13 protein-coding genes and 1 pseudogene are annotated in these 12,701 nt (G+C 42.8%); all 14 read right to left on the minus strand.

All coding sequences use genetic code 11. The features are described from left to right. Positions 1–146: 146 nt before the first annotated feature. The 14 genes and pseudogenes from DWX73_RS04095 to DWX73_RS04160 all read right to left on the minus strand — a co-directional run bounded on the left by DWX73_RS04095 (position 147) and on the right by DWX73_RS04160 (position 12,664). Positions 147–551: a hypothetical protein gene (locus DWX73_RS04095; protein WP_118347120.1), complete on the minus strand. Its 405-nt coding sequence runs from the start codon at positions 549–551 to the stop codon at positions 147–149. Positions 552–691: 140 nt separating this feature from the next. Beyond that, on the minus strand, positions 692–1,351 hold the full coding sequence (locus DWX73_RS04100; RefSeq protein WP_118347122.1) for a V-type ATP synthase subunit D: 660 nt from the start codon (positions 1,349–1,351) through the stop codon (positions 692–694). Between the two features lie 34 nt (positions 1,352–1,385). Beyond that, positions 1,386–2,756: a V-type ATP synthase subunit B gene (locus DWX73_RS04105; RefSeq protein ID WP_118347124.1), complete on the minus strand. Its 1,371-nt coding sequence runs from the start codon at positions 2,754–2,756 to the stop codon at positions 1,386–1,388. Further along, positions 2,757–4,525 (minus strand): annotated as a pseudogene (locus DWX73_RS04110) (V-type ATP synthase subunit A). Positions 4,526–4,546: 21 nt separating this feature from the next. Further along, on the minus strand, positions 4,547–4,867 hold the full coding sequence (locus DWX73_RS04115; protein ID WP_118347126.1) for a V-type ATP synthase subunit F: 321 nt from the start codon (positions 4,865–4,867) through the stop codon (positions 4,547–4,549). After that, positions 4,860–5,831: a V0D/AC39 family V-type ATPase subunit gene (locus tag DWX73_RS04120; RefSeq protein ID WP_118347128.1), complete on the minus strand. Its 972-nt coding sequence runs from the start codon at positions 5,829–5,831 to the stop codon at positions 4,860–4,862. Before DWX73_RS04120 ends, DWX73_RS04115 begins: the two co-directional genes overlap by 8 nt. Before the next feature lie 30 nt (positions 5,832–5,861). Then, positions 5,862–6,455, minus strand: coding sequence for a V-type ATP synthase subunit E (locus tag DWX73_RS04125; RefSeq protein ID WP_118347130.1), 594 nt, complete (start codon positions 6,453–6,455; stop codon positions 5,862–5,864). A 54-nt stretch (positions 6,456–6,509) separates the two neighbouring features. Further along, the gene (locus DWX73_RS04130) at positions 6,510–6,986 is read right to left on the minus strand and encodes a V-type ATP synthase subunit K (protein WP_118347132.1); all 477 of its coding nucleotides are present in this window, start codon (positions 6,984–6,986) and stop codon (positions 6,510–6,512) included. A 4-nt stretch (positions 6,987–6,990) separates the two neighbouring features. After that, the gene (locus DWX73_RS04135; RefSeq protein ID WP_118347134.1) at positions 6,991–9,009 is read right to left on the minus strand and encodes a V-type ATP synthase subunit I; all 2,019 of its coding nucleotides are present in this window, start codon (positions 9,007–9,009) and stop codon (positions 6,991–6,993) included. A 97-nt stretch (positions 9,010–9,106) separates the two neighbouring features. Next, positions 9,107–9,415, minus strand: coding sequence for a hypothetical protein (locus DWX73_RS04140; RefSeq protein WP_118347136.1), 309 nt, complete (start codon positions 9,413–9,415; stop codon positions 9,107–9,109). A 128-nt stretch (positions 9,416–9,543) separates the two neighbouring features. Continuing rightward, the gene (locus DWX73_RS04145; protein WP_118347138.1) at positions 9,544–10,041 is read right to left on the minus strand and encodes a tRNA (cytidine(34)-2'-O)-methyltransferase; all 498 of its coding nucleotides are present in this window, start codon (positions 10,039–10,041) and stop codon (positions 9,544–9,546) included. Continuing rightward, complete coding sequence (locus DWX73_RS04150; RefSeq protein ID WP_118347140.1) at positions 10,034–11,212, minus strand: aminotransferase class I/II-fold pyridoxal phosphate-dependent enzyme; 1,179 nt, start codon at positions 11,210–11,212, stop codon at positions 10,034–10,036. Before DWX73_RS04150 ends, DWX73_RS04145 begins: the two co-directional genes overlap by 8 nt. Then, positions 11,212–11,694, minus strand: a complete 483-nt coding sequence (locus DWX73_RS04155; RefSeq protein ID WP_118347163.1) for an Lrp/AsnC family transcriptional regulator — start codon at positions 11,692–11,694, stop codon at positions 11,212–11,214. The genes DWX73_RS04150 and DWX73_RS04155 overlap by 1 nt, the downstream gene beginning before the upstream one ends. Positions 11,695–11,716: 22 nt before the next feature. Then, on the minus strand, positions 11,717–12,664 hold the full coding sequence (locus DWX73_RS04160; protein ID WP_118347143.1) for an AIR synthase-related protein: 948 nt from the start codon (positions 12,662–12,664) through the stop codon (positions 11,717–11,719). Between the last annotated feature and the right edge of the window lie 37 nt (positions 12,665–12,701).

Genomic DNA, 12,701 nt, shown 5'->3' on the forward strand with positions numbered 1-12,701 from the left:
TGTACTTCTCCCCGGTTTCGCACATGTTCTGCTTTTATTTTATCACAGCGTATTTCTTCCGTAAAGTTGATATTTTCTACAAAAATGCTATGTTTTCCTTTATTTTCCATTAATTATTTAATTTATTTCAAAAGTTCAAACAATATCTAATAAAATTTTCTCCGGCAGTGTCTTTTATCGCACCGTCTTTTATATAATTCCTGAAAAAGAAGTACCTGAACCAGCTCCCGCACTAACTGTTCTCTCTCTCTTGCTCCCCCATAATACTGCATCTGAAGTTCTGCTTCTTCTTTTCTATCACTGGTTTGCATTACCTGATTATAAATCCTGCTGCACATCATGCGGAGCTGAAGCTGATCCGGATATTCATCATAGATCATACTTCCTTCATATTCCATCCGTTCACATTCTGCCTCCACATGAGGGAGGATCTTCTTTGCCAGATCCGGATACATACTTTTCATGTACTCAAAATCTCTTCGATCGATTTTTTCATCATCATATGCAAGGGGCATTGGATAAGTCATATAATATGGTAGACGATATTCCATGTTCTGCACTCCATTTCAGTTTAATATAGTTTACCATATGAAAAATTCTCTAAAATGTGAAAAAAGCTGCCGCTCACAATCTGTATTGCAAGCAACAGCTTTCTTTACTTCTATTTAATTGTTATTCAGATTCCAGGTCTCTATGCCTTTTCACTGTAATGATGAGCCTCTTCCAGCATCATATCTTTTACTTTCATCAACCGGATCTGAGAGCTTCGCTCATTCTCATCCAGTTTCATTGTAATGTATTTGATATTTTCCTGTGCCTCCGGAATGATTACATGCTCAAGCGCATTTACACGCCGTCTTGTTTTCTCAATCTCAGATGCCATGAGCTGGCAGGCTTTCTCTACCTCTGCAAGTCTTAACATATCCGGCAGAATATCCGCAAGTGACTTCACCGCTCCGTCAAGATCGCTGGATGTAAATGCAAAACCATATGAATAGATATCATTTGCATCTGCAGTTCTTGTGTGGTATTCCATAACCGGAATATCAACACTCATAACGTTTTTATCACTTACTTCCAGATTTACTTCCTGTTTCGGTATCATGAGCGCAGTATTCAGCGTTGCCGCTGACATACCTGCCTTAGCGATTACAAAGTTCTTATTGGCAGAAAGAATCCCGGCTTCTACTTTTTTGCGAAGCTCCATATTCTCACGAACGAGATCAAGGAACTGCCGCATCAGTTCGTCACGTTTATCCTTCAGAAGCTTATGACCTCTTGTAGCTGTGACTAATTTCTTTTTTAATCTTGTCAACTCCATTCGAGTTGGAGTTACCTGGGTAGATGCCAACGATCGTCACCTTCTTTCTAAGTTTCCTTACGGATTATTTTCCGTAATACATATCCAGGAACTTATCATCGATACGTTTCAGCTCACTTCTCGGCAGGATAGAAAGCAATTTCCATCCGATTTCCAGTGTCTCCTCAATCGGACGATCTGTGAAATAACCCTGAGATACATATTCTTTCTCGAATTCGTCTGCAAACTTAGCATAGATCAGGTCGATCTCTGTAAGAGCAGCTTCACCGAGGATTACCATTAATTCCTTCGCTTCTTTACCACGCGCATATGCTGCGAACAGCTGGTTCATTGTATTGGCATGATCCGCACGAGTTTTTCCTTCTCCGATACCTTTGTCTTTCAGACGTGACAGAGACGGAAGAACGTCGATCGGCGGCTGGATACCTTTACGATAAAGATCACGGCTCAGGATTACCTGTCCCTCTGTAATATATCCTGTTAAGTCAGGGATTGGGTGTGTCTTATCATCTTCAGGCATTGTAAGAATCGGGATCATTGTGATACTTCCCTTCTTACCAACCTGACGGCCTGCACGTTCATACATTGTAGCAAGGTCCGTATACATATATCCCGGATATCCACGACGTCCCGGAACTTCTTTACGAGCTGCTGATACTTCACGGAGTGCATCTGCATAGTTTGTGATATCTGTCAGGATAACAAGTACATGCATATCTTTTTCAAATGCAAGGTATTCTGCTGCTGTTAATGCCATCTTCGGTGTAGCGATACGCTCTACCGCAGGGTCATTTGCCAGGTTCATGAAAAGAACTGTTCTATCGATCGCACCTGTTTCTTTAAAGCTTTCTACGAAGAAGTTAGATTCTTCGAATGTGATACCCATAGCAGCAAATACAACGGCGAACGGTTCGTCTGTTCCGCGTACTTTTGCCTGTCTTGCAATCTGAGCTGCCAGGTTAGCATGTGGAAGACCGGAAGCTGAGAAGATCGGAAGTTTCTGTCCACGAACAAGTGTGTTCAGACCATCAATTGCTGATACACCTGTCTGAATGAACTCTTCCGGATAGCTTCTTGCAGCCGGATTCATCGGAAGACCGTTTACGTCCATTCTTGCTTCCGGAAGAATCTCCGGACCATCATCGATCGGACGTCCCAGACCATCGAATACACGGCCAAGCATATCTGCTGATACACCAAGCTCCATGCTTCGTCCGAGGAAACGTACTTTACTGTCGGAAAGGTTGATACCTGTTGAGTTCTCAAATAACTGAACGAGTGCATCACTTCCGTTAATTTCAAGAACACGGCAACGACGTGTTTCGCCGTTGGACAGCTCAATCTCACCTAATTCATCAAATGCTACATCTTCTACGCCGCGTACCAGCATCAGAGGACCGGCAACTTCCTGTATGGTTCTATATTCTTTCGGCATTTAGAAGTCCTCCTTTCCAAGTGTGTTGGCGATTTCTTTGTGAAGCTCTTCGCTCACTTTCTTATATTCTTCTTCAATCTGATCTTCATGTGTATATTTGTAACGTCCGATACGTTCACGAACTGCCAGGTTGATCAAATCATTTAATGGTGCGCCATTTTTCAACGCCTCTACTGCATTGTCATAATATGCAAGCACAAGTTTCATCATCAGGTACTGTTTTCTCAGAGATGTATAAGTATCAATCTCATGGAAAGAGTTCTGGTGCAGGAAGTCCTCACGGATAGAGCGTGATGCTCCATCTTCAGACGGTCTGTCGGTGAAAGTGCATCCATACCTACCATCTTAACGATTTCTTCCAGTTCTGCTTCTTCCTGAAGAAGACTCATCATTCTCTGACGGTCTGCCATCCAGTCATCTGCAACTTCCTTATCGAACCATTTACCCATATCATCTACATACAGAGAGTAACTTGTCAGCCAGTTGATTGCCGGGAAGTGACGTTTGTAAGCAAGTGCGGAATCCAGTCCCCAGAACACTTTTACAATACGAAGTGTTGCCTGAGATACCGGCTCAGAAATATCTCCACCAGGAGGAGATACTGCACCGATTACAGAAAGTGCACCTTCTCTTGCATCTTTACCGAGAGATACTACATGACCTGCTCTCTCGTAGAACTGTGCCAGACGAGAACCGAGGTAAGCCGGATAGCCTTCTTCACCTGGCATCTCTTCCAGACGTCCTGACATCTCACGAAGCGCCTCTGCCCAACGTGATGTAGAGTCTGCCATAAGAGCTACTGAATATCCCATGTCACGGAAATATTCTGCAATTGTAATACCTGTATAGATAGATGCCTCACGGGCAGCAACAGGCATATCTGATGTGTTCGCGATCAGAACTGTTCTCTGCATCAGAGACTGACCTGTTTTCGGGTCTTTCAGTTCCGGGAACTCATTCAGAACGTCTGTCATTTCGTTTCCACGTTCTCCACATCCAATGTATACAACGATATCTGCTTCAGCCCATTTTGCAAGCTGATGCTGAATAACTGTTTTACCACTTCCGAATGGTCCAGGTACAGCTGCAACACCACCCTTAGCAATCGGGAAGAATGTATCAACAACTCGCTGTCCTGTTACAAGCGGCTGACGCGGCGGAAGCTTCTTCTGGTACGGACGTCCTTTACGAACCGGCCATTTCTGTACCATTGTAAGTTCTTTGTCTCCGTCTGCTGTCTCAAGTACTGCAATAACTTCATCTACAGTAAATGTACCCGCTTTGATTTCTTTTACTTTACCTTTCATAGAAGGAGGTACCATGATCTTCTGCTGTACAACGATTGTCTCCTGTACAGTACCAAGAACGTCTCCGCCTTCTACCTCATCGCCAACTTTTGCAACCGGAACGAACTCCCATTTTTTATCTCTTTTCAGAGAAGGAACTTCGACACCGCGCTTCAGGCTGTTTCCACCGGATACCTTCATGATATCATCAAGCGGACGCTGAATTCCGTCATAAATACTTGTGATCAGACCAGGTCCTAATTCTACTGACATAGGTTCGCCGATGGATTCTACCGGTTCTCCTGGTTTTAATCCTGATGTTTCCTCATAAACCTGTACTGAGGCCTCATCTCCATGAATTTCAATGATCTCACCGATCAGACGCTGATTACTTACACGCACAACGTCATACATATTAGCGTCACGCATTCCTTTGGCGATAACCAGCGGTCCTGCAACTTTTTTAATCGTTCCCTTACTCATTTGGACTAATCACCCACTTTCCTATTCATCACCAAATAGAATATCTGAACCAACTGCCTGCTCGACGAATTTCTTAACTGCGTCAACACCTGCACCTGTATTTCCTGATACACCCGGAATCTGAATAATTGCCGGAAGTTTCTCAAGACGATATTTATCTATTTCGTGTTCCAACACAGCTGCCAGAGCTTCTGTAATATAGATTACAGCGTATCCTCCTTTAGCAAGCTGCGTTAACTGTTCTGCTGCCTTCTCCGGGTCCGTAACCGGATATGTGTCAAGACCCAGTGTGGCAAAGCCGTAAATACTGTCATAATCGCCAATTACTGCAATCTTATACATACATTTCCCTTATCCTTTCCCGGATAGACTTCTCCGGAAGCCCATTGAGCTTACCGGAAAGAATAATTCTCACCGTTTTAATTTCATTTTCTCTTGCGATTACATATGCAACAAGAGGACCGATTGAAAATGGATTCCGAATCTGAGGCTTAATCGTCTCAATGATCCGGTTATCACACCAGCACTCAAATGCTGACGGAGATTCCTTCAGTGCTTCGGCTCCCTGTGCATACACAGTTCCGCCTAAATATTCCTGAATTGCTTCCATTCCATTCAGCGCCGCATGGGCAAGATGATCGACACTTAATGTGCCGCACTCTGCCATAGCCTTTTTCATAAATTCCAAAGATTTTGCGGTCTTCTGCGAACGAACTGCAATCTTAATATCTGCAACGGCCACTGTAGACTCTGCATATTCTCTGATCAGATCATCTTCGGCCTTCATACCGGCTGCATAAATAGCATCCAGTGCAGCTTTATCAATCATGATATCGCATAACTGTCCGTCTCTTGTATGCAGAAGTGTGTCATAAGCCTCTCTCGCTGCCTGTGCCATGAATTCCGGAAGTCTGTGAAATTCTTTGCTCTTTACAATATCCAGCATCTCTTCGCCGGAAATTGCTGTATCCTGTACAAAGATATCCAGATGTTCCAAACCGCTGACTGCTGCTTTTACTGCTGCCTTCAGGTTCTGGAACAAATCCGGATATGACAGTACGTCAAAGACTGACATATCGTCTGCCAACTCTTTCATCAGTTCCCATGTTTTTTCACGCTCGCGTGTCAGTATCGCCTCTGCCTCCATTGGAGTATCTGCATCTCCCCAGCCTTTCTCAGACAAAAACTGCAGACACTGCTGTTCTGTCTTACATGTGAGAAGCTGCTCAATCACAGACTTTGAAAATAATGACACTTCCTTCGCTCTGATTCGCGCAACCGCATAGGTGTATTCCTGTTTTGCCATAAGCCAAATCCTCCTTTCGCGGAATGCGCTTTATAAAAATAATATTTTCTGAACTTTGTCCTGTAATTCATCTTTCTGAGAATCAAACAGCGCTCTGAATGTGCAGTTTTCTTCGATGCCTCCATATACAAGCACAAAACCGCCTTCTATCTGTCTGCTCTCTTTTGAAAGGGCAAGTGTTCCGCCTTTTGCGGCGGCAATTTTCTGGATCTCTTCTGCGAATCCATCCGGCATTCTTTCAAGGTCTTTTGCTGAGAAAATAACCTCTCCGTTTTCTGCCAGCGCAAATTTATTCAGCATTGCTTTGATTGTTTCAAAATACTCTGCGTCAGATTTCTGACAGAAAGTTACATATGCCTTGTCGAGGACAGCAGCGATCATTTCCTGCTTCGTCTCCAGAATTTTTGTTCTTCTGGAAAGATCTGCGGAAGATTTTACTCTGTCTTCGTAATTCTTTACGTCAGCTGCAGCCTTTGCTGCAATCTTCTCAGTTTCCTTAGCTGATTCTTCTCTTGCTTTCTGCAGGATTTCTTCTGCTTCCTGCTTTGCATTCTGAATCTTTTCGCCTGCGGAGTTGTTCGCCTCTTCCAGAATCTGGTTTACAATTTTATCTAATCCAGCCATCCTTGAACTCTCCTTCTTTGATTTCTATATTTACATTCTTGATTCCGCTGCAAATTAAACCGGAATAGCACTTACTGCTAAGATAGAGATCAGAAGAGCAAGGATTGCGTATGTCTCAACCATTGCCGGGAACAGCATAGCTTTACCAAACTGTTCTGGTTTCTTTGCTACGATACCGATAGATGCTGCTGCTGTTTTTCCCTGATATTTTCCAGAGATAAGACCTACAATACCGATCGGAAGACATGCTGCAAGGATCAAAAGACCTGTTTTTGGATCGATTGATGCCGGTGTTCCGCCTAACAGACCAATCTTAGATAATGTGATGAATCCAACAAGCAGACCGTAGATACCCTGTGTACCAGGAAGCAGCTGCATGATAAGTACTTTTGCGAACTTACTTGGGTCTTCTGTTACAACTCCTGATGCAGCCTGACCTGCGATACCAACACCGATTGATGATCCTGCACCTGCTAAAAATACAGCTACTGCTGCTCCTAATAAAGCATAAACTAATCCTAATTCACTCATGATATTATTCCTCCTTAATATCAACATATTTTGTTTCTTGTTTAAATGGATTAAACGGGCGTCCGCCGCCTTCGTAAAATTTACCGAAGAACTCTACGAACTGTAAACGGTTCGTGTGCACATATGCACCTAATAAGTTGATTGCCATATTCAGTGTATGACCAACAACAAATACAACAAGGAATCCGATCATTCCGATGATTCCACTTCCAAACATACTTCCCATCTGGTTTACTACAGAAGCGATAACTCCTGTTGCAAGTCCTAATGCAAGTAAACGAGAATAAGAAAGCACATCACTCAGCCAACCTGTAATATTGTACAGATCATAAGCGCCAAGTGCGATACGAAGTCCAAAATTCTTATTGCTTCTTCCTGACATCAGTACGATACCGGCTGCACCAACAATAGCCAGTACTTTCGAGAGCATTGCGATTGCTGGCGGGAATACGATATTCATCTGAGTCATTGATACGAAAATCTGGCTTGGAAGCAGCATTAAGATCAGACCGATCAGCAGCATATACCAAAGAACAACATCACAGATAAAATCCATGTATTTTTTCTCTTTGATACACAGATAACCTTTGATTCCAAGTCCTGTAAAGAGGTGAATCACACCAAATGCCAGAGAGTAGATCAAAAGCTTCATTGGGTCTTTTAATGGTTCAAACCATAGGGGTGGTACGGTTACTTCATGACCGAAGAATACACGAGAGACAACAGATACTACGTCTCCGAATATACCTCCGAACATTAATCCCCAGAATAATGTGGAGAGTCCACAATATTTAAACATACGAATGGTTTTCTGCATTCCCTCACTCATTCTCGGGAATTTCTTTAATACAACTGCACATGCGATAAAAACAATAATTCCATATGCTGCATCAGAAAGCATAAGTCCAAAGAAGAAAATATAGAAGATCGACATAATTGCTGACGGATCTATCTCTCCCTTCTTCGGAAGTCCGTAAGATTCCAGAACGCCTTCTACAGATCCTGCAATCTTATTGTTCTCCAGGAGAACCGGCGCTTCCTCTTCATCCGGAATATCTTCGACATCAATTACAATATCATATTTCGATTCCAGTTTCTTACGAAGCGTATCCACTTTCTTTTGCGGAATATAACCGCTGATAAAGAATGTATCTCTTGACTGCGGAAGCTGTCCGAGTACTTCATATTTCTGAGCACGGACTCTGAAATAATCTGAGATTAATTTCAGATCATCTCTGGCAACTGCCATTTCTCTGATCTGCTTTTCAATCTGTTCATTCTCTTCTGCGATTTTTGCTGCACTTTCTTGTAATTCCTGCTTAAATTCACGCGGAATTTTTCGGATATTCTGAGCTGGTCTTGAAAAACCGATGCTTCGAAGAGCTTTTTCAAACTCTTTCACATCTTTCTTCAGGCAAACTGCCGCAATACATGTCTGATCGCTGTCGGATGAAATTACCTGAATATCCATCGCTTCCAGCTCCGGCTGCGCCTCAGCTATCTTTGTGTAGATATCATCAAGCGTTACCTGACTGTTAATACTTCCAATCAATACTGCAGCATCTTTTGTTCCCTGAATATCCATCGGAACATCCAGGTCAAGCCACGGAGTCAGCGCTTCAATCTGGTTCTCCACCTTCACGATTGCCGCCTTGTTCTCTGCAAGCTTTTTCTTCAGACCAAGTATCTCATTGGCTGTATGGATAATCTCGTCTTTTCGTTCTGCCGTCTCATCATAAACTGATTTATCAATGAGAGCTTTGCCTTCCAGTGAAGAAAACATTGACGTCTTCTCCGGTGCAAATTCCTGCAGAACTTCAAGTGCATTGTCTGCCAATACCGCATTCTTATCAAATGTCTGACGGGATTCTACCGTATCCATCTTCCGAAGAGAATGTTCCTCTTCTTCCGGAAAAGATACATTTACTTCCAATGCCCCAAAAGCCTGAAGTTCTTCCAATATTGCTTTTCGCTTTTTCTTCAATGCACAGATACTAAATCTCTGCATTTGCAATACTGCCATTACCAACTCCTCCTTTCTCTATTTTTTTAGTTTGAAACTGCATTTTCAGGATTGTATTTATTTTAGTACAAAATTTGTAGCTAAAAAAATACAGCGGTTAATAAAGACTTGAAATCACCATCTCAATGGCTTTATTCTCTTTTTCCGCTGCCCTCTGCTTTAACGCTGCAATTTCTTTTTCTGTTTCGGAATCAAAAATCTTCATCTCACTCTCAGCTTTGGCTTTTGCTGCCTCAAGCGCTTCTGCTGCGTGTTCACGAGCTTTTTTTGCTTCCTCTTCCTTTAGAGTTTTTGCATCCTGATTTGCCTGCTCTCTTAAGGAAATCACTTTTTCATCGGCCTCTTTAAGAATAGTTTCGGCCTTATTCTCGGCATCTTTGACTGCCTTGATTGTTTCCTGTAACACACAATCACCACCCTTCGTATTAACTAATAGTATCATACCGTTTTAATTTTATCAATCAATTTTAGTAATTTTCCACAATTTTAATATTTGACTTTTTTATTTAACAAATCTTTTAGACTGGAATGTTCCTACCACTCCAGTCTATGCAAATGTCCCTCCAGATTCATTCCTGCAAAACCATTCTGACGAAGCGCCTCATAGAGAACGACAGCAACTGAGTTGCCAAGATTCAGCGAACGTATCTCTCCAAGCATTGGAATCCTAATACAGTTTTCTTTATGCTGTACAAGAATCTCCTCCGGTATACCTGCACTTTCTTTTCCGAACATAATATAACAGTCTGGTTCAAAATTCACTTCTGTATACACATGAACTGCTTTTGTTGTTGCCATATACATTTTTTCCTTTGCTGCCGGGTTCTTTTCCAGAAAATCTTCATAGTCAATGTAGGTTGTCACATCAAGATCATCCCAATAGTCCATTCCCGCACGCTTAATCGCTTTTTCATTTAATCGGAATCCTAACGGTTCGATCAAATGAAGTCTTGTCCCGGTAGCCACACAAGTTCTTCCGATATTTCCCGTATTAGCCGGAATTTCCGGCTCAAACAAAACAATATTAATCATGATTTTTCTCCCTGCGTAATTTTATAATAAAACGTTCCAGTCTGGAAATTGCTTCCTTTAAGTCTTCCAGAGAATATGCGTAAGAAATTCTAAGGAACCCTTCTCCGCAATCGCCAAATGCTGTGCCAGGAACAACTGCGACTTTCTCTTCTTCCAAAAATTTCAGCGCAAATTCTTCTGATGTCATGCCAAATTCTTTGATACATGGAAATACATAAAATGCTCCGAACGGTTCAAAACACGGCAGCTCCATACGCTCAAATTCATGCATCAGAAACCGTCTTCTCTGATTATAGGCTTCACGCATTTCTTCTACTTCCTTCTGACAGTGACGCAGTCCTTCGATTGCCGCATATTGACTATTCGTAGGCGCGCACATAATTGCAAATTGATGGATTTTGATCATCTGCTCAATAATCTCTTTTGGCCCGCAGGAATATCCAAGACGCCAGCCTGTCATGGCAAATCCTTTCGAAAATCCATTGATCAGAATGGTTCTCTCCTTCATTCCCGGAAGCGACGCAATAGATACATGTTTATTCCCATAAGTAAGTTCCGAATAGATTTCATCAGAAATGACATAAAGATCATATTTTTCCACGAGCGCTGCAATTGGGCGGAGATCTTCTTCCGTCATGACAGAACCTGTCGGATTATTCGGAAATGGAAGTACAAGGATCTTTGTCTTTGGTGTAATATATGCCTCCAGCTCTTTCGCAGTTAATTTAAACTGATTTTCATTTTTCAGCGGAATTGTTACCGGAACACCGCCTGCCAGTTCAGTACATGGCAGATAAGAAACATAACTTGGCTGAGGAATCAGCACTTCGTCTCCCGGATCTAACATTGCGCGGAGAGCAATATCAATTCCCTCGCTTCCTCCGACCGTTACAACAACTTCATTAGCCGGATTATATTCTACATTCACTGTGCGTTTGAGATATTTCACAATTTCTTCTTTCAGTTCTTTAAGTCCTGCGTTGGATGTGTAAAATGTGCGCCCTCTTTCCAGAGAGTAAATTCCTTCTTCCCGAATTCGCCACGGAGTATCAAAATCCGGCTCTCCAACGCCAAGGGAGATCGCATCTTCCATTTCACTTACAATATCGAAAAATTTACGAATACCGGACGGTTTTATTTCTGTTACAACTTTTGATAATGGATTTCTCATTACAGACTCACCGGTATCCTTTCTTCTTTCTCTTTTACATTCATAATTGTTCCGTGATCTTTGTATTTTTTCAAGATAAAATGTGTCGCTGTGGAAATCACTTCATCAATCGGAGAGAGCTTATCAGAAACAAACTGTGATATTTCCATTAAAGTTCTTCCCTCAATCGTAACAAGAAGGTCGTATGCCCCGGAAATCAGATACACAGAATTTACTTCCGGATAATTATAAATGCGCTCCGCAATCCGCTCAAATCCTCTGTTGCGCTGCGGCGTTACCCGCACCTCGATCAGCGCAGTAACAGAATCTGTTCCGGCTTTTTCCCAATTGATCAGTGTATGATAACCGCAAATAATATTTTCCTTCTCCATCTTAGCGATCTCATTTACAACTGTTACTTCATTTGTTCCTAGCAGAACTGCCAGTTCACTTGGATCAACTTTACTGTTCTTTTCCATGTATTTTAAAATCTGTGTTCTCATATCCATTTCGCATTCCTCCTGTCTATGCTTCTTTCTCATCTGCAAACAGCTTCATAAGCTCATCTGCTGCCGGACGATCCAGATAGCTGACTTCTTCGCCTCGCATTAAAATTCTGTCATTGCCGTCTGTGAATCTTCCGATTACTGCTGCCGGAATATGCGCCCTGCGAAGTTCCTCCACAAGTCCCGCACCATCCTCTGCCGCAATCAGCAGACATCCCGCAGATGTTAGTTCATAAGGGTTCAAATGGCAGAATTCGCATATTTCTACAGTCTCCTGCCGGATCGGAAGTTCCCGCATCTCCACGCACATACCAAGTCCTGCAGAATCCGCCATCTCCCAGAGTGCGCCAAGTACCCCTTCTTCTGTGATTGTATGCATTGCTGATGCTTTGTACTTTCTTGCGATCTCAGCTTCTTTTTGTACAAACAGATACTTCTTCCAAAGTTCAGTCTGTTTCAAAAATGCCGGAACAAATCGCTCTTCCAGTTCTTCTTTTCGTTCTTCTAACGCCCGCAGCGTTCCTTCCATCCCGATCCACTTTGTCAGCACCAGCTCCTGACCTGCTTTCGTGTCAAAAACCCGACACATTTCTTCCTCTTTCACAAGCCCTGCCGCTGTAACGCTTACAATCGTTGTAGAGATAACCGGACAGATTTCCACTTTCACATCCGCAATCTGGAATCCCTGCTCTTCTGCCGCCTGCTCCATCTCAGCTACCATTGCTTTTAGCCTTGATTCATACGCATAGGCTGTCAGCATGATCCTTGCACTCACTCCGACCACGGATGCCCCGTGCGCTGCCAGATCATTTGCCGCCGCCGCTATCGCATAGACTCCCAAATCTTTCTGGTTTCCATATCTTGCTGCCTCCGCGAGAAGTATTGACTCCCCTTCTCCCGGTTTCAGCCCCCAGCACGTCTCTTCCACCGTCATCTCCGGGAAAATTTCCCGACGTTTTGATTTCAACTGTTTTACACAGATCTCTTTCTTACTGTCTGTGTCA

The sequence above is a fragment of the Coprococcus sp. AF21-14LB genome (assembly GCF_003458885.1).
Classification (GTDB): Bacteria; Bacillota; Clostridia; order Lachnospirales; family Lachnospiraceae; genus UBA9414.